The sequence below is a fragment of the Streptomyces sp. BBFR102 genome (assembly GCF_051397025.1).
Lineage (GTDB): Bacteria > Actinomycetota > Actinomycetes > Streptomycetales > Streptomycetaceae > Streptomyces.
Genome location: NZ_CP195757.1, coordinates 3,150,428 through 3,174,480 on the forward strand (window position 1 = coordinate 3,150,428; position 24,053 = coordinate 3,174,480).

At 72.3% G+C, this 24,053-nt stretch carries 25 protein-coding genes; 13 read left to right on the forward strand and 12 right to left on the reverse strand.

Annotation, left to right across the window (positions count from 1 at the left end):
- Positions 1-189: 189 nt before the first annotated feature.
- Positions 190-2,283, reverse strand: a complete 2,094-nt coding sequence (locus ACSLIC_RS13900) for a SpoIIE family protein phosphatase (protein ID WP_436737987.1) — start codon at positions 2,281-2,283, stop codon at positions 190-192.
- Positions 2,284-2,586: 303 nt separating this feature from the next.
- Here ACSLIC_RS13900 and ACSLIC_RS13905 point away from each other — a divergent pair, with 303 nt between their 5' ends.
- Positions 2,587-3,141 carry a GNAT family N-acetyltransferase gene (locus ACSLIC_RS13905; protein WP_436737988.1) on the forward strand — a complete coding sequence of 185 codons (555 nt, stop codon included), beginning with the start codon at positions 2,587-2,589 and terminating at the stop codon, positions 3,139-3,141.
- A 179-nt stretch (positions 3,142-3,320) separates the two neighbouring features.
- On the opposite strand, the gene ACSLIC_RS13910 is transcribed toward ACSLIC_RS13905, so the two are convergent.
- Complete coding sequence (locus ACSLIC_RS13910; protein ID WP_436737989.1) at positions 3,321-3,560, reverse strand: DUF397 domain-containing protein; 240 nt, start codon at positions 3,558-3,560, stop codon at positions 3,321-3,323.
- A gap of 93 nt (positions 3,561-3,653) precedes the next feature.
- Here ACSLIC_RS13910 and ACSLIC_RS13915 point away from each other — a divergent pair, with 93 nt between their 5' ends.
- The 3 genes from ACSLIC_RS13915 to ACSLIC_RS13925 all read left to right on the forward strand — a co-directional run bounded on the left by ACSLIC_RS13915 (position 3,654) and on the right by ACSLIC_RS13925 (position 7,369).
- On the forward strand, positions 3,654-4,127 hold the full coding sequence (locus tag ACSLIC_RS13915; RefSeq protein WP_436737990.1) for a hypothetical protein: 474 nt from the start codon (positions 3,654-3,656) through the stop codon (positions 4,125-4,127).
- 190 nt (positions 4,128-4,317) lie between these two features.
- Positions 4,318-5,799: a hypothetical protein gene (locus tag ACSLIC_RS13920; RefSeq protein WP_436737991.1), complete on the forward strand. Its 1,482-nt coding sequence runs from the start codon at positions 4,318-4,320 to the stop codon at positions 5,797-5,799.
- Positions 5,800-6,181: 382 nt separating this feature from the next.
- Positions 6,182-7,369, forward strand: a complete 1,188-nt coding sequence (locus ACSLIC_RS13925) for a S53 family peptidase (RefSeq protein WP_436737992.1) — start codon at positions 6,182-6,184, stop codon at positions 7,367-7,369.
- 25 nt (positions 7,370-7,394) lie between these two features.
- On the opposite strand, the gene ACSLIC_RS13930 is transcribed toward ACSLIC_RS13925, so the two are convergent.
- From ACSLIC_RS13930 to ACSLIC_RS13945, 4 genes are all read right to left on the reverse strand, one after another.
- A complete protein-coding gene (locus ACSLIC_RS13930) occupies positions 7,395-8,009 on the reverse strand; it encodes a DinB family protein (protein WP_436737993.1) in 615 nt (204 codons plus the stop codon).
- 110 nt (positions 8,010-8,119) lie between these two features.
- Positions 8,120-8,626 (reverse strand): FBP domain-containing protein, encoded by a 507-nt coding sequence (locus ACSLIC_RS13935; protein WP_436737994.1) that lies wholly within the window; start codon positions 8,624-8,626, stop codon positions 8,120-8,122.
- A 118-nt stretch (positions 8,627-8,744) separates the two neighbouring features.
- Complete coding sequence (locus ACSLIC_RS13940) at positions 8,745-9,308, reverse strand: peptide deformylase (protein WP_436737995.1); 564 nt, start codon at positions 9,306-9,308, stop codon at positions 8,745-8,747.
- Positions 9,305-10,276, reverse strand: coding sequence for a helix-turn-helix domain-containing protein (locus tag ACSLIC_RS13945; protein ID WP_436737996.1), 972 nt, complete (start codon positions 10,274-10,276; stop codon positions 9,305-9,307). The genes ACSLIC_RS13940 and ACSLIC_RS13945 overlap by 4 nt, the downstream gene beginning before the upstream one ends.
- A gap of 142 nt (positions 10,277-10,418) precedes the next feature.
- On the opposite strand from ACSLIC_RS13945, the gene ACSLIC_RS13950 reads away from it, so the two are divergent.
- Genes ACSLIC_RS13950 through ACSLIC_RS13965 form a run of 4 tightly spaced genes read left to right on the forward strand, consistent with a single transcriptional unit; the run spans position 10,419 to position 14,399 of the window.
- Positions 10,419-11,573, forward strand: coding sequence for a glycosyltransferase family 1 protein (locus ACSLIC_RS13950; protein WP_436737997.1), 1,155 nt, complete (start codon positions 10,419-10,421; stop codon positions 11,571-11,573).
- Complete coding sequence (locus ACSLIC_RS13955) at positions 11,570-12,274, forward strand: hypothetical protein (RefSeq protein ID WP_436737998.1); 705 nt, start codon at positions 11,570-11,572, stop codon at positions 12,272-12,274. Before ACSLIC_RS13950 ends, ACSLIC_RS13955 begins: the two co-directional genes overlap by 4 nt.
- Positions 12,271-13,503, forward strand: coding sequence for a hypothetical protein (locus tag ACSLIC_RS13960; RefSeq protein WP_436737999.1), 1,233 nt, complete (start codon positions 12,271-12,273; stop codon positions 13,501-13,503). Before ACSLIC_RS13955 ends, ACSLIC_RS13960 begins: the two co-directional genes overlap by 4 nt.
- Complete coding sequence (locus ACSLIC_RS13965) at positions 13,503-14,399, forward strand: glycosyltransferase family 2 protein (protein WP_436738000.1); 897 nt, start codon at positions 13,503-13,505, stop codon at positions 14,397-14,399. Before ACSLIC_RS13960 ends, ACSLIC_RS13965 begins: the two co-directional genes overlap by 1 nt.
- Here ACSLIC_RS13965 and ACSLIC_RS13970 read toward each other — a convergent pair.
- Both ACSLIC_RS13970 and ACSLIC_RS13975 read right to left on the reverse strand, forming a co-directional pair.
- Positions 14,357-14,857 (reverse strand): AAA family ATPase, encoded by a 501-nt coding sequence (locus ACSLIC_RS13970; RefSeq protein ID WP_436738001.1) that lies wholly within the window; start codon positions 14,855-14,857, stop codon positions 14,357-14,359. The two genes, ACSLIC_RS13965 and ACSLIC_RS13970, sit on opposite strands and share 43 nt — an antisense overlap.
- Positions 14,858-14,930: 73 nt before the next feature.
- Complete coding sequence (locus ACSLIC_RS13975; RefSeq protein ID WP_436738002.1) at positions 14,931-15,362, reverse strand: hypothetical protein; 432 nt, start codon at positions 15,360-15,362, stop codon at positions 14,931-14,933.
- Positions 15,363-15,637: 275 nt separating this feature from the next.
- Here ACSLIC_RS13975 and ACSLIC_RS13980 point away from each other — a divergent pair, with 275 nt between their 5' ends.
- The 3 genes from ACSLIC_RS13980 (at position 15,638) to ACSLIC_RS13990 (ending at position 18,457) form a co-directional block, all read left to right on the forward strand.
- Positions 15,638-16,819, forward strand: a complete 1,182-nt coding sequence (locus tag ACSLIC_RS13980; protein WP_436738003.1) for an NlpC/P60 family protein — start codon at positions 15,638-15,640, stop codon at positions 16,817-16,819.
- A 298-nt stretch (positions 16,820-17,117) separates the two neighbouring features.
- Entirely contained in the window at positions 17,118-17,870 is a 753-nt protein-coding gene (locus ACSLIC_RS13985) for a phosphatase PAP2 family protein (protein ID WP_436738004.1), read from the forward strand.
- A gap of 398 nt (positions 17,871-18,268) precedes the next feature.
- The gene (locus ACSLIC_RS13990) at positions 18,269-18,457 is read left to right on the forward strand and encodes a hypothetical protein (protein WP_436738005.1); all 189 of its coding nucleotides are present in this window, start codon (positions 18,269-18,271) and stop codon (positions 18,455-18,457) included.
- A 41-nt stretch (positions 18,458-18,498) separates the two neighbouring features.
- Here the strand turns inward: ACSLIC_RS13990 and ACSLIC_RS13995 are convergent, their stop codons facing one another.
- Positions 18,499-18,960 (reverse strand): metal-sensitive transcriptional regulator, encoded by a 462-nt coding sequence (locus tag ACSLIC_RS13995; RefSeq protein WP_436738006.1) that lies wholly within the window; start codon positions 18,958-18,960, stop codon positions 18,499-18,501.
- Between the two features lie 287 nt (positions 18,961-19,247).
- Here ACSLIC_RS13995 and ACSLIC_RS14000 point away from each other — a divergent pair, with 287 nt between their 5' ends.
- On the forward strand, positions 19,248-19,868 hold the full coding sequence (locus ACSLIC_RS14000) for a DUF47 domain-containing protein (protein ID WP_436738007.1): 621 nt from the start codon (positions 19,248-19,250) through the stop codon (positions 19,866-19,868).
- Positions 19,869-19,873: 5 nt separating this feature from the next.
- Complete coding sequence (locus tag ACSLIC_RS14005) at positions 19,874-20,872, forward strand: anion permease (RefSeq protein WP_436738008.1); 999 nt, start codon at positions 19,874-19,876, stop codon at positions 20,870-20,872.
- 143 nt (positions 20,873-21,015) lie between these two features.
- On the opposite strand, the gene pstB is transcribed toward ACSLIC_RS14005, so the two are convergent.
- Genes pstB through pstC form a run of 3 tightly spaced genes read right to left on the reverse strand, consistent with a single transcriptional unit; the run spans position 21,016 to position 23,963 of the window.
- Positions 21,016-21,792 carry a phosphate ABC transporter ATP-binding protein PstB gene (gene pstB, locus ACSLIC_RS14010; RefSeq protein WP_436738009.1) on the reverse strand — a complete coding sequence of 259 codons (777 nt, stop codon included), beginning with the start codon at positions 21,790-21,792 and terminating at the stop codon, positions 21,016-21,018.
- 54 nt (positions 21,793-21,846) lie between these two features.
- Positions 21,847-22,917 (reverse strand): phosphate ABC transporter permease PstA, encoded by a 1,071-nt coding sequence (gene pstA, locus ACSLIC_RS14015; protein ID WP_436738010.1) that lies wholly within the window; start codon positions 22,915-22,917, stop codon positions 21,847-21,849.
- Entirely contained in the window at positions 22,914-23,963 is a 1,050-nt protein-coding gene (gene pstC, locus ACSLIC_RS14020; protein ID WP_436738011.1) for a phosphate ABC transporter permease subunit PstC, read from the reverse strand. Before pstC ends, pstA begins: the two co-directional genes overlap by 4 nt.
- Positions 23,964-24,053 lie beyond the last annotated feature (90 nt).

Below are 24,053 nucleotides of genomic sequence, written 5' to 3' on the forward strand. Positions count from 1 at the left end.
CGCGTACGGGCACTCTGATGTTGCTGGCCATATCTCTGATCCCCCTTGCCGTGAAGGCGGCCCCGACCCCGCGGAAGTGGTCGTCGCACCGTCGAACGCGGGTATGGCTGCCAAAGACCTACACTGCCTGCTCACCCGGCGCCGAAGGGGCTGTCGAACAATAAGTCAGCGACAGATCTGCCCCCGCCCTCAGGGCACCGCCAACGAGATCTCGCACCACACCGTCTTGCCGTTGCCGCGCGGCTCCACGCCCCAGGCGCTGGCCAGTTCCTCCACGAGGAGCATGCCCCGCCCCGAGGTGTGCTCGCCCGTGGCGGCCCGGCGGCGCGGTGAGGCGGGTGAGGTGTCGGTGACGGAGAGCCGCAGTGCTCGGCTGCCGCCCTCGCGCCGTACCGGGCGGGCCGTCAGCCTCGTCTCGCCGCCGGTGTGCAGCAGGGCGTTGGTGACGAGTTCGCTGGTGAGCAGGACGGCGGTGTCGGCGAGGGTGTCCAGCTGCCAGCTCTCCAGCGCGGCCCGCAGATCCTGTCGGGCGGCCCGCAGCGCCTCCGGGTCGCCCGGGGCGATGACCGCCTCCAGTCGCTGGGCCGGGGTGGACGGGCCGGCCAGGCGGCGCAGCACCAGCAGCGCCACGTCGTCCTCCTCGCCCGTGTACGGGGCCATGGCGCCCAGCAGGTGGTCGGCCAGCCCCTCGGGGTCGCCGGGCCCGTTGCGGAGCGCGTCGAGGAGCCGGGCGCGTCCCGTGTCGATGTCCTGGGAGCGGGACTCGAACAGCCCGTCGGTGCAGAGCAGCAGCGTCGAGCCGGGTTCGAGGAGGGTCTCGTAGGCCGGGTAGACGGGCTGGGCCTTTGATGAGGTGAGGCCGAGGGGGAGGCCGCCGGGGACGTCGAGGCCGGAGGTGGTGCCGTCCGCGAGCCGCAGGGCGGGGTCGGGGTGGCCGGCCCGCACGATCGTGGTCATGCCGGTGCGCGGGTCGAGCACGGCGAGGAGGCAGGTGGCGAAGCGCCCGGTGTCGAGTTCGGTGAGGAAGACCGAGCCGCGCGCCATGACGGTGGTCGGCGGGTGCCCCTCGGCCGCGTACGCCCGCAGCGCGATCCGCAGTTGCCCCATGATGGCGGCGGCCGTCACGTCGTGGCCCTGCACGTCGCCGATGAGGGCCCCCACTCGGCCGTCGGAGAGCAGCAGCGCGTCGTACCAGTCGCCGCCGATGCCGCCCCGGGCCCGGGTGGGCCGGTAGCGGGCGGCCAGCTCCAGGCCGGGGGCGTGGGGGAGGTGCCCGGGGAGCATGGCCGTCTGGAGTCCGGCGGCGAGTTCGTGCTCCTGGTCGTAGAGGAGGGCGCGTTGCAGGGCTTGGGCGATGACCTTGCCGAGGGCGCGCAGCACGGTCCGCTCGTCCTGGGGGAAGCGGGCCCGGCCCTCGTAGGCGAGGCCGACGGCACCGATGGCCTCGCCCTGCGCGATCAGCGGGAGGTAGACGGAGGAGGCCCCCTGGGGGAACTCGCGTGCGTACGGTTCCAGCGACGGGTACCGGTCGACGAAGTCCTGGCGGCCCATGATGAAGACCGCCTCGCGGGTGCGGACCGCCTCGGTGAGCGGCAGGGGCTGCTCCAGGCGGGAGAGGTGGAAGTCGCGCAGCAGCTCGGCGGGGACGCCGTTGGCGCCGATCAGCCGCATGTGCCCGGCGTCGACCATGCCCAGGATGATGCTGGCGACGCCGAGCTGCTCCAGCAGCTGGTCGGAGGTGAGCGCCTCCGCGAGGTCGTCCACGGTGAGGGTGGGCACCAGGGTGTCGCTGACGTGGCCGACGATGTCGGCCTGGCGGCGCCGCTCGCTGCGGGCCCGCCGCAGTTCCGCCGTCTGGTCGACGGCACGCAGCTCCTGGCTGGCCTCCCGGACGATCCCGATCACCCGTTCCGGCTTGCCCTGCTCGTCGGTGATCACGTGCCCCTGCGTGTGGGTCCAGCGCAGTGCGCCGTTCGGGTGCCGCACCCGGAAGTACGTGCTGAAGCTGGACCGCTCCCGCAACGCCTGTTCCACCTGCTCCCGGACCGCCGGCACCTCCAACGGCAGCATCCGCTCGGCGAGCATCGCCAACCGCCCGTCGAACTCCCCGGGCCGGAAGCCCATGACCGCCTCGCCACCCTCGTCGTACCGGAGCTTGCCGTCGGAGAGGGTCCAGGTGTAGGCGCCCATGTTGTTGACGGCCAGCGCCATCCTGGCGGTGGCCGACGCGTCGGTCGGGGTCTCGGCCTGCGGATCGGGTTCGCCGGACGCGCTGCGCTGCATGAGCCTCCTCCTGCCCGGCCCCGGCTCCCGGTCCGGCCGCGCTCGGTACGCGCCGGGGTGGCCGACCCCCTACATTCTGCGCGGAAACGGACGGCGGCGCCTGTCTGCCGACGCGAACGGGCCCACCCCCGCCGGGGGGCGGCCCGGCCCACCTCGGGGCACCGCGCCGGACCCGCCCGCGCTGCCCGGCCCGACCTCGGTCGGCGCCACACCGCCCCCGCGCCGGGAAACCGGCTGCGCGGCCCCCGCCCCCGTGAGAGCATCCCCGCGCACCGCACCGCGCCCCTGCGACGGAAGGCCCCCATGTTCACCCACCCCCTCGGCCCCGAAGGCGCCGAACTCCGCCCCGTCGAGCCCTGGCGGGCGGACGAGTTCCTGGCGCACATGGACCGCGCGCGGGAGTACGCCGGGGAGCGCAACGGCCTGCCGGACGTCGTCCGGGACCTGGCCGGGAGCCGCGCCTTCCTCCAGTCGTACGCGGACAGGCAGGCGGCCGACAGCGGCCGGCTGTACGGGATCTGGCGGCAAGGGACGCTGGTCGGCGGCGTCCTCTTCCGCACCTTCGACCCCGTGCACGGGGTCGCCGAGGCGGGCTGCTGGCTGGAGCCCTCGGCGGTCGGGCAGGGCCTCGTGACGCGGGCCTGCCGCGTGATCATCGACTGGGCGTTCCAGGAGCGCGGGATACGCCGGGTCGAGTGGCACGTGGCCACGGACAACGCGCCGAGCATCGCCGTCGCCCGCCGCCTCGGCATGACCCGCGAGGGCGTCCGCCGCTCGGCCTTCGTCCACCGGGGCAGGCGCCTCGACATGGAGCTGTGGGCGGTCCTGTCCCAGGAGTGGGACAAGCCCGCCGGGTGACCGCACCCAGCCGCCCGCCGCCTCCCGCACGCCCCGCCGGACGCCCACGGACACGTCGAGATCGCCGCCCGGCCGCAGACCGGTGGCCGCAGCCGGGACGTACAGGCAGACCCCGGCTACGCCCTTGCCGCCCCCGAGCCCCAACGTCCGGCCGCATACCGCGACGTCATCGAGCTACGTCACGCGGAGGCGACGAACGCCGCCCAAGCGGTGCTGCTGAGGGTGAGGGTGGGGCCGGTGGGGTTCTTGGAGTCGCGGATGTGGAGGGTGGTGGGGGTGGGGCAGGCACAGGGGGAGACTTCGACGCAGTCGCCGCCGCCCCCGTCGCTGTAGCTCGACTTGCGCCAGGCGAGAGCCGCCCCTTGCTCGCCTTCTCTTTTCGCCCCAATGTGGTCACCCCTGACCTCAAACGAACTCAAACAGTCTCCTGATGGACCCGCCGACTTCCCAGTGTTGGCGATCATCGACAGAGAGTCATGGAAACGGTACTTCCGGGGTACTTCACTGGGCCTATGAATACGGAAAGTCACGCGACGAAACTGGACTGGGTGCCCTCCTGCGGGGTCCAACTGCGCAAGGCGGGTGTGCGGTTCGACGCCGTGCGGGTGGACGGGTGTGCCGGGCGGCTGATCGCCGAGGCGATGGCGCAGATGACCTTGGGCGAGCCCGGCCCGGTGGTCGAGGAGGTCAGGGGGCGGCGGGCGGTGTACTTCCTCGTGCCGGTCGGGTCGACGGGCCACCGGAGCTGGCCGGACGGGGTGACCCGGCTGACGGGGGAGTCGGGCCGGATCGCGTTCATCCCCGTACCGGCGCTGGGCGGCTGGACCTGGCCGCTGAGGTGGCGCCATCAGCCGGACACGAGAGGGGGGTTGGTGCACCCGCTGCTGCTCCGGAGCACCCTGCTGGCCTGGGCGGCGGGCGATCTGGGCGTGCTCGGGGAGCTGGAGGAGGGGGTGCCGCCTTCGACGCTTCACACGGAAGAGTGAATATCCGTCTGTGCGGGCCCGAAATGCCTGTTCGGGCTTGCCTTCGCCCTTTCGGGCTCACATAGAGTCGCCGTCGAGCGGCGCATATGCCCGCTCATAGGAAAAGCCCCCGGTGCGTAGCACACGGGGGCAGACGTACACGGGAGTTGCCGCTCCCTGCCGTCACGACACCAGGAACTCAACCTTCCCAATGCGCATTTACCGTAGCGCGCCCAAGCGTGCTTTCACCACTCTCCCGAACGTCACGACACGCGACAAGCGCCTTTCGTGGACGGCGGCGGGCATCCTCTCGTACCTCCTCGGGCTCCCTGACGGCAGCAGGACCTCGGTACGCCAGCTCGCCGGACTCAGGGACGAAGGGCGTGACCGGGTGGCCGCCGCCCTGCGGCAGTTGGAGGAGGCCCGCTACCTCCGCCGGGTCAAGCGCCAGGGCCCGACCGGCCGCTTCTCCACCCATTACGAGGTCTTCGACCTGCCGTACGTCGATGAGCCGGACCCGGCCGACGAGCGGGACGTGGCGAGCCTCGGCGAGGTCTGCGAGGCGGTGTCCGGAAACCCGGCCTCCGGTGAACCGACAGTCGGCGGGCCCGGCCTTACCCATACGGGCAAGACGGGGAGTACAAGACCCCCCACCCTGGGAGTCCCCTCCCCCGGAGCGGACGGCGCGGAGGCGGAGGACGCGGGCGTCTGCGGACGCCGCCCGAAGCGCCCCCGCAAGAGCCGCGAGGCGGCCCCCGCCCCCGCCGAACAGCTCCCAGAACCCAAACCGGCGCCCGCTGGGCCCGAGTCGCCGATCACCGTCCCCGTACCGCGCGCACCGGTGGACGACCACCACCCCGCCGAAGCGGCGGCCCAGGCTTCGCCCCCACCACCCGCCACGGACCCGTCGGCTGCGGCCCCCGCAGCCGCCGGACAGCCCCTCGAACCCCAACCGTCCCCCGTGCGGCCGGAGTCGCCGATCACTGTCCCCGTACCGCGCGCACCGGTGGACGACCACCATCCTGCCGAGGCGGCGGCCGAGGCATCGCCCCCACCACCCGCCACGGACCCCTCGGCCTCCACGCCTGCGCCAGAGCCCTCAGGTGCCCCTCCCGTCGTCTGGGAGACCTCCGAGGCGGCTGAGGGCGAGGTGCCGCCCCCCGACCCCGCAGACGCGCCCCAGCGTCCTCGCCGCGAGGAACCCCTCACCGGCAGCGCCGAGGTGCTGGCGAAGCTCGGTCTGCGGGACCGGCGGCTCACGCTCGGGGCCGACGAGGCACGGCGGTTGGCGCCGCTGCTGGACGAGTGGTTCGCGGTCGGCGCCGACGAGGCGTCCGTGTTCCACGCGCTGACCGCCGGACTGCCACCCCGGGTCCACGCGGCGGCGGCCCTGGTCGCCGACCGGCTCCGGCGCAAGAAGCCCGCCCCACGCGCCCCGAAACCCCGCCCGGCCGCGCGCCCCAGGTGCACCAACTGCAAGGCCGCCATGTTCCAGCCGGGCCTGTGCAACGCCTGCCTCCGCGAGAAGGCCCTCTACGGCGACCTGCCACCGGACCCGATCGACCACTCGGTCACCCCGGAGACGGCCGCCAGGGGCGTCGCCGCCGTCCGGGCCGCGTTCCACGTCAACGGGCCGGCCAGGGGCTCGCAGCTGCGGGGGGTGCCGTTGCCGGGGACGACTGCCCCCGCCTGACGGGCGAGGCGCGGGCGCGGCGCGGCTCAGCGCCGGCGGACGAGGGGCGGCCGGGTCGCCGAGCGGCCGGCCCGGCGTCGCGGCCCCGTCACTCGCCCGGCCCCCGCGCGCTCGCCGCCCCCGCCGCCTCGGCGGAGGGTGGGATGGCCTCGGGTCGGCCGGGGCGAGTCGGGGTGCCGTCGTCGTGGAGGGCCGGAGTATGGGCAGGGGAGCGAGGGCGCGGGCAGGGGTCGCCCTGGTGGCGGGGGCGGTGCTGGTGGCGGGATGCCAGGGGGCCGGGCAGGAGAGCGGGGCCGAGCGGTCGCGGGGGGCCGGGGCGGGGCAGCGGGTGCCCGGGTCACCGGCGCCGGCGACGCCCGCCGCCGACGAGCCCGATCCCTCCGTGCGACAGGCGCAGGAGGAGTGCCGTAAGGAGCAGCGGACCTCCTGCTACACCTTCGACCAGCTGCGGACCGTCTACGGCGTGAAGGAGCTGAAGGCGACCGGCAAGGGGCAGACGGTCGCGGTGGTGATGCCGGTGGGCTCGCCGGTGCTGGAGGCCGACCTGCGGGCGTTCAGCGAGAAGCTGCGGCTGGCGTCACCGCGGATCGAGGTGGTGCGGCACGGGCCCGACGACGGCGAGGCCGCGCCCTTCGACTGGAAGAGCGACGTGATGGTCTCGCAGGCCAAGGACACCACCCTGGCCGTCGAGGCGGTGCACGCCATGGCGCCCGACGCCAAGGTGGTGCTGCACCAGGTCGACGCGGCGCGGGGCGAGGAGGACGAGGGGCTGACGGCGGCCGGGGTGCGGCGCCTCGCCGAGGTGACGCGGCAGGTGGTCGAGGACGACTCGGCCGACGTGCTGTCGGTGAGCTTCGCCGTCCCCGAGAAGGGAAAGCTGGGGCGGGAACTCCGGCCCGAGTTCAAGGAGATGGCGCCGGTCTTCCTCGACGCGGCCCGCAAGGGCATCACCGTGGTCGCCCCCGCCGGGGACGACGGGGCGGCACCGACCGAGGCGGACGGCGAGCCCGTACGCGGCGTGTCCTGGCCCGCCTCCGACCCCAGCGTCTTCGCGGTCGGCGGCCTCCGGCTCGGCCTGGACGACGAGGGGAGGCGGACCGACCCCGACGTGGTCTGGGACGACCGCGCGGGCGCCTCCGGCGGCGGCGTCTCCGAGGTCTTCGCCCGCCCCTCCTACCAGAACCGGGTGGAATCGGCCGTCGGCGGCAAGCGAGGCGTCCCCGACCTCTCCATGACCGCCTCCGGCGACGGCTCGACCATGATCCACTTCACCGAGGACGGCAGGACCCCCACCTGGGTGCCGATGGCCGGAACCAGCCTGGCGGCACCCCTGTTCGCCGGGATCGTCGCCGACGCCGACCAGGAGGCCGGGGACCGTGTCGGCCGGCTCCACCACCACCTGTACGAACTGGGGCGGAACGTCGACGCCGGCCGCGAGGCGGGCCTGCTCGACGTCACCCATGGCACCAACGGCGCCGACGGCCACCGCGCCACCCGTGGCTACGACCAGGCCAGCGGCCTGGGCACGGTGGACGCGTCGTTGCTCGTACCGGCCCTGACCGACCACTGAGCGGGCCGCCTGGCGGGGGCGTGGCTCAGCCGACGTCCGCCTGTCGGGCGGCCCGCTCCACCCGCTCGCGGTGGAGCGCCCAGCTCTCGGCGTCGCCCGGCGCCAGCGCGTCCTTGTTCTTCAGCAACCCGGCCTCCCCGTCCATGAGTTCACGGAGGATGTCGGCATGGCCCGCGTGCCGCTGGGTCTCGGCGGCGACCCGCGTCATGAGGTGGTGCAGGGTGACCTCGCGGCGCTCCTCGGGCCACCACGGGACCTGGCCGACCGCGTCCAGGTCAAGCGCGTCGAACGTGGCCTTCGCGTGCTCCCACGCCCGCCGGTAGAGGCCCGTGATCTCCTCGCGTGACTCGTCCGGCGTGGTGTACATGTCGGCGTGCGGGTCCGTGGCCCTGGTCCACCACCAGGCGGGCAGGGCCTCCTCGGTGAAGTACGGGCGGCCGAAGGCGTCGCCGAAGTAGCCGAGTTCCACCCCGGCGAGGTGCTTGACCAGGCCGAGCAGGTTGGTCCCCGTGGGGGTCAGCGGTCGGCGGGCGTCGTACTCCGACAGCCCGTCCAGCTTCCAGAGCAGGGCGTCCCTGGACTCCTGGAGGTAGCGGATCAGGTCTGCTTTGTAGCTGTGGTCAGGCTCGGGTCGGGTCATGGGCGGAGTCTGCCCGCCCTCGGCGCGGGGTGCCAGGGGTTCGGCCCCGGGCCCGCGACGAATCGATCAGCGGAGGCGGAGAGGGGCGGCCCCCTGCGAGGCGGGCGGCCTCACCCGCCCACCACCTTCGCCGTGAACGCCTCCAGGTTGCCCATCATCCGGTCCACCCGCTCCGGCGTCGTCAGCGACTCCTCCTGGCGGCCGGACCGCAGCTGGGGCTGGCGCTTGCCGCGTACGTACAGGGGGCAGGCCAGGTCGGCGCAGAGGTAGATGCCGACGGTGTTGCCCTGACGCCCGCGCGGGCCGGCCAGCGGGGCGGCGAAGAGGGTGACGCCGGAGGAGGCGTGGCCGGTCAGGCAGACCTGGCAGAGGCTCGACTTCATGGCGCTGGTGCGGCCGACGGCCGGGACGCGCAGGGAGACGCCGAGCGGGGTGCCGTCCGGGCGCGGGACGACGAGGTGTGCGCGCAGCGGCGCGCCCGGGTCGACCCAGCCGAGGAAGTCGAGATCGGGCCAGGGCAGCTCGGCGAAGTCGAGCGGGAGACGCAGGCGCGCGGCCTCGCCCTTCGTGCTGTTGACGAACGAGGCACGGATCTGCTTTTCGGTCAGTGGGTCCACGGGTACGACCCTAGCCAGTGTCCTCGATTGCTCACGGTCGGGCGATACGTCGCCACGAACTGCCCGATGTGGGACGGGCGTTCCCTCGTCCCCTGCTGCCTGGGTCCTCGCTGGCGGGTCAGTAGACCCACGAGCGGCCGGTCTGGCGGTACCGCTCGACAGGGATGGGGGCGACGCCCGTCCGCATCCGCGCGGTGTAGAGCAGCCCGTCGAGGTGGTCGATCTCGTGGTGGATCAGCCGGGCGAGTCCGCGTTCGTAGCTGGTGGTCGCCGTCTGGCCCTCCAGCGTCGTGGTCTCCACGGTGATCCTGAGCGGCCGGGGGACCAGGCCGCGAACGTGGAAGAACGACAGGCAGCCTTCGTACTGCTCGTCCTGATCGCTGGAGCGGTCGGTGATTCGAGGGTTCAGCAGAACGATCGCCGGGGCGCCGGGCTCGGGAGGCTGGACCACGGCGGCGGCCCGGCCGATCGCGATCTGCGGGGCCGCGATGCCCATGCCCTTGGCGAAGGGGTGGACCTGCCCGATCCGCTCTGTCGCGAAGAAGAGCTGTTCGATGACGTGCTCGGCCGTCTCGCGCTCGGCCGGCAGGTCGAAGGCTTGGGCGGGTTCGGTGAGGACGGGGGCGCCGTTCTGCACGACGCCGAGGTCACGCATCTGCTCGCTGGGCCGCACCTGGCTCACCTGAACTCCCCTTGGCTCGCGTCATGTTCGGGTTGGTTCCGGAACCGCCATTCCAGACGGTACCGGGCGTGGAGTGCCGGTGCGGATGTGCTCCAGGAGAAGACGCGCATGCCGTTCTCCTCGCGCTGCAGCGGGGCCGTTCGCAGCGGCGCCGCTTCGGCGGTCATGGAGGTCTCGGTGCCCCAGACGGCGGGGACGAGGCGGGCGGGGAAGGCGAGTTCGACGGCCAGGTGCTCGGTGGGCAGGCGGACTGCGCGCTGGAACCAGCGGCCCCACTTCTCCTGGCCCACCGAGTAGGCGTACTCGATCCACACCGACTCGCCCGGGTAGAGAGGGAAGCGGCCCTGCTCGTTCTCGAACAGCAGCCACACCTCCTTGAAGGCGTCGCGGTCGTGCTTGGCCTGCCAGCGCATCGCTTCCCCGCGACAGGTCGCTGTCAGGGAGAGCTCGTCCCAGGTCAGTGGGTGGAGGCGGTAGTGGGCGTTGGACTGTTCGGGCTCGCCCGGGTAGCGGTCGACGCTGATGCGGATCAGGTAGCGGGTGATCGGCTCATGGCCCGTGTTCCGCAGCAGTCGGCGCATCGTGAGCCGGTAGAGGCTGCCGTCGTACTCCAGCCGGGCCGCATCGTGCTCGACGACGATCGCCGAGCCGGCCGCGTACGGCTGCTCGACCTTGCGAGGGGCCGGTACGGCCGCCGCCGGCGCCGCGGGGGCCTTGGCCAGCTCGTAGTCCAGCCAGCGCTTCCAGATGGCCTTGCCCGCGTTCAGGGCCTCCTCCGCGCGGCGGGCGAAGTCCTCGGTCGGCTTGTGCCGTCCCGACTCGACGTGGCTGACGTAGGAGGGATCGAAGCCCATCCTTCTGGCGACTTCGCGCTTGGCCAGCCCGCGCACCTCACGCCAGTAGGCGACCTCTGCCGCGAACGCTTCGGCGGCCTGCCCGACCGTCAAGGCGTCGTCCCGCGCGTCCATCAAGCCCCCGCCCTGGCCGCCGGATGAGATGAATGAACCGTGAGTGATCTCGACTCACCATTCTGTCACGGTCCCGTCCGCCAGTTTCCTTCTTCCACCGGCCCCGGTCACCCCCCGGGCCCCAACGAGGAGGGTTCCAACGATGCGCGTGCTGTATCTGCTCAACGTCTCCAACTCCAGTCAGCTGTCAGCCGACTCCGGCTTCACCTTCGCCGACATGCTCGCCCCGGCCCTCACCGACGCCGGGGCCGAGGTGACCGTGGCCTCGCCGGTCCCGGTCGGCGACACCCGCGTGCACTTCGCGCCCACCACCTCGCCGTCCACCAAGTACCGGGCCCGCTTCGACCCCGGTATGGACGCCCTGGTCACCCTGATCCGCGACCGTCGCCCCGACGTGGTGGTGGCCAACCAGATCGAGGCCGCCCCCGCCATCCGGGCCGCGCTCCTGGAAGCCGGGGTGGACGCCCTGATCGCCGGCTACTGCCACTACCTGCCGTTCTCCTTCACCGACAGCGGCGTCCTGGAGCTGGACCCGGCGATGAACGACCGGGACCTCGGCCGCAGCGTGCTGCTGGCCTTCGCCGCCGGCCTCGGGGTCTGCGACCGCGTCCTGGTCCACTCCTCCACCGCGGCCTCCTGGACCACCGCAGCCGCCGCCCGTACCGGCGTCGACCTCGGCGACAAGCTGTACATCGTCCCCGCCCCCAGGGACGTACGGCTGGTGCGCGACCCGGCCGACATCACCCCGCCCGAAGGCAGGGCCACCGGCTTTTACAACCACCGCCTCTACGAGCACTACGGCACCGCCCGCTTCACCCAGCTCGCCCGCCGCATCGTCGCCGACGTCCCGGTGCGGCTCACGGTGATGGACCTGTTCGGCACCCGCAGCCCCGAGCGCATCCGCCTCGACCCCAGCCCCGAGAGGTACTTGGAGGAGCTGGTGACCACGGACGGCGTCACCGTCGCCTCCGACCGTGGCGACCGCGTCCGCTACCGCAACCTGCTGGCCGGCGCCCACTTCGGCATCGCTCCCTTCCGCCCTGGCTGCCCCTGGTCCATGTCGGTAATTGACTGCCAGGCGATGGGCCTGCCCGTGATCGGCCCGCGCACCGGCTGGCTGGCCGAGCACATCGCCGACGAGCTGCTGTTCGACACCGACGAGCAGGCCGTCCAGATCGCCGAGCGCCTCGCCACGGACGCCGAGTTCTACCTGCTGCACGCCAAGCGCGCGTACGCCTCCACCGCCGACCTCACCCCCGCCCTGGTCGCCGCCCGCTACCTGGAGGCGATCAAGTGACCGGGTTCGAGGCGGTGCAACTCTCCTACGACGAACCGCTGGCCAGCTCCCTGCACACCCGTCTGTCCCGGGTGCTGGGCGGCACCGTCAAGCGGCTCCACGGAGTCCGGGGGATGCGGCGCGCCTACCGGCTCACCGCCGAGCTGGTCGACACCGAGCAGTTCTTCCTCGCCGACGGTGACTTCGCCATCGACGCCGAGTTCCCCACCGCCACGGTCGAGCCGCTGGCCGACGGGGTGGCGATGCGGGTCTGGCAGGCGGTCAACGCGGTCAACGGCCTGACCTACGGCTACGGCGGGCTCAAGCTGATCCGCCGTACGGCGCTGAGGGAGATGGGCCAGGCCGTCGACGTGCTGGCCGCCCTGCCCGGCAAGGTGGAATTCTGCCGCCGGACCGCCGGCATCACACGGTTCAACCAGACCCCGTTCCACGCGTGGCGGTCCGGCTTCCGCGAGTGCGCGATGCTCGCGCGCGGCAGCGAGTACGGCATGACCGGCGCCTCCGCCCAGGAACGCATCGCCGCCTGGACGGCCAGCCGCGACGGCGAATTCGCCGCCTACGCGGCGACCGGAGCCCGCGACGGGATCGCGTTCGCCGAGGCCGCCGCGCGCGACCCGGAACTCTTCGAAGCACTCAACGACCCGCGCTGGCTGCACCAGCACTTCACCACCCTGCACGGCGAGCAGGCGGTCACCGGATGAACGCCGCCCCCGGGCCCATGGTGCTCATCGAGCCGTACGCACACCGGGGCGGCGGACACCACCAGCGCACGCTGGCGGCGCTCGCCGCCGCGCGGCCGGACAGCCTCATACTCGCCCCCGGCGGCCTGAGCGAGGACCTGGCGCCGCTGGTGCGGTCGGGTGCCCGAGTCGTCCTCGGTCCGGTCGGACCGGCAGCCAAGATCCTGCGGACCGCCGCGCGGGCGACAGCGCGCGTCTCTGCCGCCGGTCAACAGGTGTTCGCCTCGCGGCGCTGGCCGAAGGCGGTCCGCAGGTCCCCGCACCAGATCACCCTGCTCGCCCGGTGCCTGACCGAGGCCGCCTGCCTTCGCACCGCACGCCACCTCGCACCGCGAGCCTCTTCGGTGGTGATCCTCAGCGCCAGCGAAGCCCTGCACGGCATGGCCGCCCTGCTTGGCGGCACCCCGCACCTGCGGTTCATCCACGAGGCGGTCACCGCCGAGGACCGCCCCATCCGGTGGCTGGGCCGGCTCGCCCGCAGGGGCGAGAAGCGGGTGATCGCGCTGTACCCGACCATCGCCGTCCGGAACCAGGTCACACCGGCCTTTCCTCACCTGCCGGGCGAGGTGCGGGCGTTCGCGGTTGACGACGGCCGCCCTCCGACCAACGCCGATCGCGACGGAGCCCGTAGCGCCTTCACCGTCCCCGCCGACGCGACGGCGGTGTGCGTGGTCGGCGGCTGGTGGCCGTACAAGGACATCGCCACCATCGATGCGGCCTTCGCCCGCCTCACCGCCCCGCTGCACGTCCTGGTGAGCGGCACCCCACTGGACGACGCCGTCCTCACCCGCTGGCACCAGCTCCCCAACGTCCGCCTCCACACCGTGCCCGGCCCGGTCGGCGACGAGGTCCTGCGGCTCGTGTACGCCGCCGCCGACGCGGCCCTCGTCGCCCGGAAGCCCGGCGTGGGCAAGGAATCGGGGCTGGTCATGGACGCCGCCCGCCTCGGCGTCCCGCTGATCGTCTCCGCACACGACCCCGAGCTGACCGCCCGCCTCGCCGGGGAACCGTGGGCGCTGATCTTCCCCGCAGGTGATCCGGACACCCTCGCCAAGACGCTGGACCACCTCACGGACCAGACGCCCGCCCGTCCCGGGCCGTCGGCGCGCCGGGTCCTGGACATGAACTCGGCGGTCGAGCAGGCCGCCTTCCTCACCGACACCTACACCGCTCTGATCAGGGAGTGCTGATGAAGACCCCCGTCTCCCCGGCCCTGATCGCGGTGGTGGGCCCGGTCGAACCGGCTCTGCTGGCCGCCTGGACCGCCCACTACCGCCAGCTCGGCATCGAGCGGTTTCGCCTCGCCTTCCACTTCCCCGACCACGTCCCGGAAGCCTGGCGGGACCAGCTGCTCGCGGCCAGCCACGACCTCGGCGTCGTCCCCGCCCGGGTCAGCACCGGACCCTGGCACGAGCACACCAACACCCGGCTCCGCGACTTCCTGCGCGGGCAGGCGGGTCCCGGCTGGCACCTGATCGCCGACTCCGACGAGTTCCAGACCTACCCGGCCCCGCTCGCCGAGATGATCGCCCAGGCCAAGGCCGCCGGGCACAAGGTGATCGGCGGGGTCTTGCTCGACCGCGCCTCGAACGACGGCCGCCTGGCGCTGTGGCGGCCGGAGGCCGGGCTGGACCGGTCCTTCCCGCTCGGTGGGCACCTCACCCACCGGCTCCTCAAGGGCGACCCACGCAAGATCGTCCTCGCCCGTTCCTCGGTGACCGTGGCGTCCGGCAACCACCGGACACCGGGCCACAAGCCCGATCCGCGGACGCTCGCGTGCGTGCACCACTTCAAGTGGCGCTCGGGCGTCCTGGACGACCTGCGCCGACGGGTCGACCGGTTCACCTCCGGCGCGTGGGACGAGCACACCCCGGCCGTCCGCAGCGAGGCGTCCCGCCTGTTGCAGCACATCGACCGCCACAACGGCCGGATCGACGTCGCCGATCCCCGTCTGGCCTTCCGCCGCGTCACCCTCGACCGCCTGCCGGACGGCTGGGCCGCCGAAGCCGCAAAGATCGCCACCACCTGGCGCCCACACACGCCTCAGAGCCAGTCCGGCTCCACGAGCTCCTCGCCCTCGCCCTGAGGCGCCTCGAAGCGGGCAAAGAAGTCGTCCAACGCCTCTGGCGTCACCACCAGCGCGTTCGCGTCCTCCCGCTCGTTGCGCTCCGACAGCCTGCGCAGCAGCTCGTCGCGCTCCACCGGGAAGTACAGCAGCCGCCACCGCCCGCCGGCCGACTCCACCAGCTCCTTCATCGCGTCGCGGTCCTTACGCGGCCACAGCCCGTGGTCCCACACCACGTCCCGGCCCTCCGCGACCAGCTCGGCCAGCCGCTCGCGCAGCTGGGCGAGGACCGGGGCCTCCTTCTCGAAGTAGGTGTTCTCCGGGTAGTCGACGCCGTACCGACCGTGTCGCTCGAAGACGACCTCGTCCACCGACAGCCGCACAGCACCCCGGGACTCCAGCTTCCGCCGGGCGTATGTGGTCTTCCCCGAACCGGTGAGCCCCACCAGCAGGAACACCACCGGAGCACGCTCGGCCACTGCCGACTCCCCTCATATCACCCTCGTTCGCGGGCCAGTCTGCCACCGCCGACCGGCCCGGAGCCCCCGTCCCTCACCCCACTCGAAGGAGCCCCCCGTGTCCGCCTCCGCACTCGCCCACGCGCTGAGGACGTACGTCCGCCACGCGCCCGGAGCCGCAGGGAAGGCCCGGCTCGTCGGCAGCCTTCTCGCCGAGCACCTGCGCACCCACCCGGCCCCCACCACCGTCCGGCTGCTGACCGGCGACAAGGTCGGCTTCACCACCAGCGACGTCATCCAGCGCCACCAGTACCTGTTCGGCGAGTGGGAGCCGAACCCGAGCGCCTTCCCGCGCGACCGGCTCCGCCCCGGGACCACCTTCATCGATGGCGGAGCCCACCGTGGCGTCTTCAGTCTCCTGGCTGCCCACGCCGTCGGCTCCCACGGCCGCGTCGTCGCCGTCGAGCCCTCCCCGCAGTTCCACGACGACCTGGCCACCGCGGCCACCGCCGACCACCACCAACATCCGGGCCGTCCGTTCCGCCGCCCCCGACACCCTGGCCCTGTACTTGGAGGACCCCGCCAACCTCGGCCACACCACCGCCGTCCAGCCCGGTCACGTCCACACGAGCGTCGAGTGCGGACCGCGCACCTGGCCGACTTGGGCGGGGAAGCCCGTCCTTCCGCCCCGGACCCGCGTGCGAGGCCGGTGGGGTGGTTGTGTCGAGGGGGCGTCATATACCGGCCGCACAGGCGTGGTCTGCGTCATGTCTGGGGGAAATCTGTTCGCTTCCGGCCGCGATGGGGGACCCTGGGGGCGTGAAGAAGGTTCTGGTGGTGGGCGGGATCGGGATCACGGCGTGCCTCGGGTTCGTCGCGTTGCTCTTCGTCGGCACGCTGGCCGCCGCCGGGTCGCTGGCGGGCGGGGTCGCGGGCGGTGCGGTGGGGCTCGCCAAGGGCGCCGTACCCGCGCAGTACCAGGGCCTCGTGCAGAAGTGGGGCAACCTCTGCCCGGCCATCAACCCGGCCCTGCTCGCCGCCCAGCTCTACCAGGAGAGCGGTTTCAACCCGAAGGCGCAGAGCCAGGCCGCCGCCCAGGGCATCGCGCAGTTCATCCCCGGGACCTGGGCGACCCACGGCATCGACGGCAACAAGGACGGCGTACGGGACGTCTGGGACCCGCGCGACGCGATCCCCTCGGCCGCCTCCTACGACTGCGAACTGGCCAAGTACGTCAAGGACGCGCCGGGCGACCCGACGCACAACATGCTCGCCGCGTACAACGCCGGGCCGTACGCCGTCATCAAGTACGGGGGCGTGCCGCCGTACAGCGAGACGCAGAACTACGTGAAGACCATCACCGACCTCTCCGAGAGCTTCGCCCGCCCGGTGACCCGGGTCGAGCCGTCCAAGCAGGCGGCGCAGGCCATCCACTACGCGCAGCAGAAGCTGGGGACGCCCTACCTGTGGGGCGGGACGGGCACCGCCGCGCAGGGGGGCCGGTTCGACTGTTCGGGGCTGACGCAGGCGGCGTACCGGACGGTGGGGATCGAGCTGCCGCGCGTCGCCAACGACCAGTACAACGCCGGGCCGCACCCCTCGCGGGACGAACTGCTCCCGGGCGACCTCGTCTTCTTCTCCGACGACCTCACCAACCCGCGTGCCATCCGCCACGTCGGGATCTACGTGGGCGGCGGCCAGATGATCGACGCCCCGCGCACCGGCGCCGTCATCCGCTTCAGCCCGATCGACTCCGCGGACTACTTCGGCGCCACCCGCGTGACGGCGGCGGGGGCGGAGGCGCTGCCGACGGCGCCCGCCGGGGAGCCGGAGCAGGACGCGGGCGAGGAGGCGGAGGACCCGGGCGAGGAGCCAGGCGAGGCGCCGGAGCAGGACGCGGGCGAGGAGGGCCGCCGCGAGGAGTCCGGGGGGCGTTCGGACGAGGCCGCGGGCCCGGTTGTGTCAAGGGCCCCTACGTCCTGAACGCACACGGTAAGGTGGCCGGAACTCTGTGTCAGATTCCGGCTCTGAGCTGCGAGGATGGGTCTCTCTTCGATAACAGGAGGGTGATCGTTCGGTGGAGGGTGGAACGGCGCGCGGGCCCACGGGCGTTTCTAGGTCGGGGGGCAGCACGCCGCACTGACCACGCAGCAGCACGCACCGGACGGACCGTCACCACGTAGGTGGCGGAGCCGTCGCTTCGGACCACGGGGGTTGCGAAGGCAGAAGAGGCACGCGTCAGGGCGTGCCGGCAGGCGAGCAGACAAGGGGCCGCACCGCGATGGCTGGACTGGAGACCACCGGGCCGAACCCCGACGTGGGTCTGCTCTACGACATCAACGGCCTCGCCGCCACCGCCCCCGACTGGGTCGACCGCGTCGTCACCTTCGCCGGTGAGTACGGGCTGGTGCTCGCGCTCGTCCTGCTGACCCTGTGGACGTGGTGGCGGGTGCGCCGCACCGCTTGCGACGAGGAGGCCGCGGGCGCGGTCGCCGCCGTCGTCTGGGCACCGCTGGCCGCCGGCCTCGCCCTGCTGGTCAACATCCCGATCCGCGGCTTCGTCGGCCGCCTGGGCCCCGCCGAGCAGCACCGGGGCATCGAGCAACTGGTCGCCGCCCGCGGTGACTTCTCCTTCGTCAGCGACCACGCCACCCTTGCGATGGCCCTTGCCGTCGGCCTGTTCATCGCCCACCGGTGGGCGGGGCTGGCCGGTATCGCCCTCGCCGCCCTGCTCGGCTTCAGCCGCGTCTACCTGGGCGTCCACTACCCGACCGACGTGATCGGCGGCCTCGCCCTCGGTACCGCCGTGGCCCTGCTCCTCTCCCCTCTGGCCTCGGCCCTCCTCACCCCGCTCACCAAGCTCGTCGCCCGTTCCCCGAAGGTGGGCCGCCTGGTCTGGTCCCCGAAGGGTGTCCAGGGCGGGGCCGCCACCCCGGAGGAGGGGCGGGAGGGGGAGTGGCAGGAGGAAGAGGTGCGCCAGGAGTCCGGTGCCGTCGGCGTCGGCCGCCGCCGTGACCGCGACCTGGCCGCCTGAACCCGCGACGCTCAGGTCGCCGCGGCGGGGCTCGGCCCGCCCCCGTACTCCTCCGGGTGGGCCTCGGCGTCCGACCGGGCCTTCGACCGGGCTCTGCGTGCCGGGCCCCTCCATCCGCAGGTGCAGTGTGCGGTACAGAAACGCCCCTTCTCCACGGTGGTGGTGACGTGGGGCGCGGGAGGTGCTGTCGGCTCTGCCACGACGTCCACGGTACTCGCGTGGCCGGTACCGCCGCCCGGGGACCGCACCGCCGCCCGGGACCGCACCGCCGCCCGGCCGGGCCGCCCGGTTGGTCCCGACGGGGGGTGGGGGAAATGGCCCCTCCGTGTCATGTGCGACCGGTCGGGCCCTGCCTACGCTGGAGGATCGGCCGACGGCGTGGGAAGAGGCGAGGGCGGATGGGCGGGACGCGCGGTGGGGGCGTGCAGGACGCCGTGGCGCTCGCGGAGATAGAGCTGTGCGGGGAGTTGATGATCGTCGCCTCGACCGCTGCCGCCGACCGCCTGAGTTTCGCCGTCATCGACGAGGTGCTGCGGGTGCGTGAGCCCCGGGTGCCCGTCTGCGCGGGCCGGTGGGCCGAGGAGTAGCCCTCCGCGCCGGCCCTCGGGGGTACGGCTCCGCCGGACCGTCAGGTGCGGAGCATGCGGGCGATGGCCTTCGTGGCTTCTTCCACCTTGGCGTCGATCTCGTCGCCGCCCTTGAGGGCCGCGTCGGCGACGCAGTGGCGCAGGTGCTCCTCCAGGAGCTGGAGGGCGAAGGACTGGAGGCCCTTGGTGCTGGCGGAGACCTGCGTGAGTATGTCGATGCAGTAGACGTCCTCCTCCACCAGCCGCTGGAGTCCGCGGATCTGCCCCTCGATGCGGCGCAGGCGCTTGAGGTGCTCGGCCTTGTTGTGGTGGTAGCCGTGGACGCCGCGGTCGTGGCCGGTGACGACCGCGCCGGTGCCGTCCGCCCGGTCGGCCCCCGCTGTCTCGTTCGTCACGTCCGCCCCCTGGTGCGCCTGCGTGTCCGCGGTGTCGCCGGGTGTGGCTTCCCGCTGGTCGGCCCAGGGTGCGGCGGGGGTCGGGGCTCCGGCCTCGGTGGTCGTCATCGCGTCCTCCTGGAAAGGGGTTTCGGGGGGCGGGGCGGGGTACTCAAGCGGAAAGTCGTATCGTCGGCCTGGAGCCGGACAGTGTCCGGAACCAGCCGGAACCAGCCTCCCCTATACCCCAGGTGGGTATAGGGTACCGAACTTCGCCTTTCGTCGTCCTGCCATGGCAGGGCGGGCAGGCCGTGCGGGGTGCGGATAGGGAACACTGAGGGGCTGCCGGTTAGCCGTGGCCGGATGATGCGCCTAGCATCAGCCTGACCGAATCCAGAGCACCCCGAGGACCCCACGTGCGCTTTCGTCTGACCCCCAGGGAGACGAGCTTCTACGACATGTTCGCCGCGTCCGCGGACAACATCGTCACGGGCTCGAAGCTCCTGATGGAACTGCTCGGGGCGGACCCCTCCGCTCGGGCCGAGATCGCGGAGCGGATGCGGGCGGCGGAGCACGCCGGGGACGACGCGACCCACGCGATCTTCCATCAGCTGAACTCCTCCTTCATCACCCCGTTCGACCGGGAGGACATCTACACCCTGGCGTCCTCCCTCGACGACATCATGGACTGCATGGAGGAGGCCGTCGACCTGGTCGTGCTGTACCAGGTGGACGAACTGCCCAAGGGCGTCGACATGCAGATCGAGGTGATCTCCCGCGCCGCCGAACTGACCGCCGCGGCGATGCCGAACCTCCGCACGATGCAGAACCTCACGGAGTACTGGATCGAGGTCAACCGGCTGGAGAACCAGGCGGACCAGATCCACCGCAAGCTCCTCGCCCACCTCTTCAACGGCAAGTACGACGCCATCGAGGTGCTGAAGCTCAAGGAGATCGTCGACGTGCTGGAAGAGGCGGCCGACGCCTTCGAGCACGTCGCCAACACGGTGGAGACCATCGCGGTCAAGGAGTCCTGACTCTCGTGGACACCTTTGCGCTGGTCGTGACGATCGCCGTCGCGCTCGGCTTCACCTACACGAACGGCTTCCACGACTCGGCGAACGCCATCGCCACCTCCGTCTCCACCCGGGCGCTCACGCCCCGGGCGGCGCTCGCCATGGCGGCCGTGATGAACCTCGCGGGCGCCTTCCTCGGGCAGGGCGTCGCGAAGACCGTCAGTGAGGGGCTCATCGAGACGCCCCACGGCGACAAGGGAATGTGGATTCTCTTCGCCGCGCTGGTCGGCGCCATCGTCTGGAACCTCATCACCTGGTACTTCGGCCTCCCCTCGTCCTCCTCGCACGCCCTGTTCGGCGGCATGGTCGGCGCGGCCCTGGCCGGCGGCATCGGCGTCATCTGGACCGGCGTCCTCGACAAGATCGTCATCCCGATGTTCCTGTCGCCGGTGATCGGCCTCGTCTTCGGTTACCTGGTGATGGCCCTGATCATGTGGCTGTTCCGCCGGGCCAACCCGCACAAGGCCAAGCGCGGCTTCCGCATCGCGCAGACCGTCTCGGCGGCCGGCATGGCGCTCGGCCACGGTCTCCAGGACGCGCAGAAGACGATGGGCATCGTCGTCATGGCCCTGGTCATCGCCGACGTCCACCAGGCCGGCGACGAGATCCCGGTCTGGGTCAAGATCGCCTGCGCCATGATGCTCTCGCTCGGTACGTACGCGGGCGGCTGGCGCATCATGCGCACGCTGGGCCGGAAGATCATCGAGCTGGACCCGCCGCAGGGCTTCGCGGCCGAGACCACGGGCGCCTCGATCATGTTCGCCTCGGCCTTCATGTTCCACGCCCCGATCTCCACCACCCACGTGATCACCTCGGCGATCATGGGCGTGGGCGCCACGAAGCGGGTCAACGCGGTCCGCTGGGGCGTCGCCAAGAACATCATCCTCGGCTGGTTCATCACCATGCCGGCCGCCGCCCTGGTCGCCGCGGTCTGCTTCTACGCGGTGAACTTCGTCTTCCTGTGATGAGCGCCGGGCGTACGCCCTGAGCCGTACGCGAACGGGCCCGCACCCCTGGGAGAGGGGCGCGGGCCCGTTCGCGTACCCCCGCCCTGGTGGAGCGGGCGGGTTCCCGCGGTGGCACCGCCATGCAGCACCGCGGGAGTCGGTCAGCCGAAGCGGCCGGAGATGTAGTCCTCGGTGTCCTGGACGGACGGGTTGGAGAAGATCCGCTCGGTCTCGTCCATCTCGACGAGCTTGCCGGGGCGGCCGACACCCTCCAGGTTGAAGAAGGCGGTGCGGTCGGAGACGCGGGCCGCCTGCTGCATGTTGTGGGTGACGATGACGATGGTGAACCGTTCCTTCAGCTCCCCGATCAGGTCCTCGATGGCGAGGGTGGAGATCGGGTCGAGCGCCGAGCAGGGCTCGTCCATCAGGAGCACCTGCGGTTCGACCGCGATGGCGCGGGCGATGCACAGGCGCTGCTGCTGGCCGCCGGAGAGGCCGGAGCCGGGCTTGTTCAGGCGGTCCTTGACCTCGTTCCAGAGGTTGGCGCCGCGCAGCGACTTCTCGACCACGTCGGAGAGGTCGGCCTTCTTGGTCTTGCCGTTGAGGCGCAGACCGGCCGCCACGTTGTCGAAGATCGACATGGTGGGGAAGGGGTTGGGGCGCTGGAAGACCATGCCGATGGTGCGGCGGACCGCGACCGGGTCGACGGAGGAGCCGTACAGGTCCTCGTCGTCCAGCAGGACCTTGCCCTCGACGCGGCCGCCGGGGGTGACCTCGTGCATGCGGTTGAGGGTGCGCAGGTAGGTGGACTTGCCGCAGCCGGACGGGCCGATGAAGGCGGTCACGGAGCGGGGCTCCACGGTCATCGAGATGTCCTCGATCGCCTTGTGGGTGCCGTAGTAGGCGGTCAGGCCGCTGACGTCGATTCGCTTGGCCATCTTGTACTCACACTTTCCGCGTGGCCCCGCGGACGGAGCCGGTTGTCGTGGCCTCTAGCGGCCGGTCTTCGGGGCCTTCCAGCGGGCGATGCCGCGGGCCGCCATGTTCAGGACCATGACGAAGGCGATCAGGACGAGGGCCGCCGCCCAGGCGCGGTCGATCGAGGGCGCCTGCCCCGCCGAGTACTGCTGGTACACGTAGAGCGGCAGCGAGGACTGGCCCTCTTCGAAGGGGTTCATGTTGATGAGGGGGTTGCCCCACACCAGCAGGAGCACCGGGGCGGTCTCGCCGGCGACGCGGGCCACGGCGAGCATGACGCCGGTGGTGATGCCGCCGACCGAGGTGGGCAGCACCACCTTGAGGATGGTGCGCCACTTGGGGACGCCCAGGGCCAGCGAGGCTTCGCGCAGTTCGTTGGGGACGAGCTTCAGCATCTCCTCGGTGGAGCGGACCACCACCGGCATCATCAGGATCGCCAGGGCCAGCGCCCCGGCGAAGCCGGACGGCTGGAAGCCGAGGATCATGATCCAGGAGCTGAAGATGAACAGGCCCGCGACGATCGAGGGGATGCCGGTCATGACGTCCACGAAGAACGTGACGGCCTTGGCGAGCTTCCCGGTGCCGTACTCGACCAGGTAGACCGCGGTGAGCAGCCCGAGCGGGACGGCCATCAGGGTGGCGAGGCCGACCTGCTCCAGGGTGCCGACGATCGCGTGGTAGATGCCGCCGCCGGTCTCGGTGTCGCCGACCACGCCCATCGAGTGGCCGAGGAAGTAGCCGTCGAGGACCTTCACGCCCCGTTCGAGGGTGACCCACAGCAGCGAGAGCAGCGGGACCAGGGCGAGGACGAACGAGGCCCAGATCAGGCTGGTCGCGAGGCGGTCCCTGGCCTGGCGGCGGCCTTCGACGCGGGCGGTCAGGGCGAAGTTGGCGGCGACGAACAGCAGGCCGGCGATGAGGCCCCACTGGACCTCGCTGCTCAGCCCGGCGGCGAGGCCCACCGCGCAGCCGGCGGCGACGGAGCCGAGGGCGACGATCCAGGGCGTCCAGCGGGGCAGCCGCGCGGAGCTGAGCCGGGGGGCGGGGCCGCCCGGGGCGGGGCGGGTGGTGGTCGCGGTGCTCATGCGTTGGCCCCCGAGTACTCCTTGCGGCGGGCGATGATCGCCCGGGCGCCGCTGTTGACCAGCAGGGTGATGACGAAGAGGACCAGGCCGGAGGCGATGAGCGCGTCCCGGCCCTCCTCGCTGGCCTCGCTGAACTTGCTGGCGATGTTCTGCGCGAAGGTGCCGCCGCCCGGGTCGAGCAGGCTGACGATGATCGTGAAGCTCGGGGAGAGGACGGTGGCGACGGCCATGGTCTCGCCGAGCGCGCGGCCCAGGCCCAGCATGGAGGCGGAGATGATGCCGGAGCGGCCGAAGGGCAGCACCGACATGCGGATGACCTCCCACCGGGTGGCGCCGAGCGCCAGCGCGGCCTCCTCGTGCGTCTTCGGCACCTGGAGGAAGACCTCGCGGCTGACGTTGGTGACGATCGGCAGGATCATGATCGCCAGCAGGATGCCGACGGTGAACAGGGAGCGGGCCGCGCCGCCCTGGTAGGACAGGACGCCGGTCCAGCCGAAGAAGTCGTCGAACCACTCGTAGAGCCCGCCGAGGTGCGGGACGAGGACGAGGGCGCCCCACAGGCCGTAGACGATCGAGGGGACCGCGGCCAGCAGGTCGATGACGTAGGCGAGCGGGGTCGCCAGGCGCCGGGGCGCGTAGTGCGAGATGAACAGCGCGATGCCGACCGCGATGGGCACGGCGATGGCCATCGCGATGACGGAGCTGACGACCGTGCCGTAGACCAGGACGGCGATGCCGAAGTCCGGCGGGTTGACGTTGGTGTTCCACTCGAAGGACGTGAGGAAGTTGCCCTCGTTGGCGGCGAGGATGCCGACCGCGCGGTAGGTCAGGAAGGCGGCGATGGCCGCCATGATCACCAGCAGGGTGATGCCGGAGCCCCGGGACAGCCCGCGGAAGACCCGGTCGCCGAGGTGGGTGACGGTCCGGCGGGGTGCGGGGGAGCCGTCCGGCTGGGGCGGCGTCCCGCCGGTGGGGGCGGACCGGATGCCGGGGCCCTGGTCGCGCGGGGCCCCCGGGTCCGGCGGGGTGTGTATGGACATGTCCATCTATTTCTCCGGTCTGAGGGTGCGAGGTGCCGGCGGTGCCGGTCTCGTGCCCTGGTGGCGGCGGTGCACCGGAATCGAGCGGATGGGGTT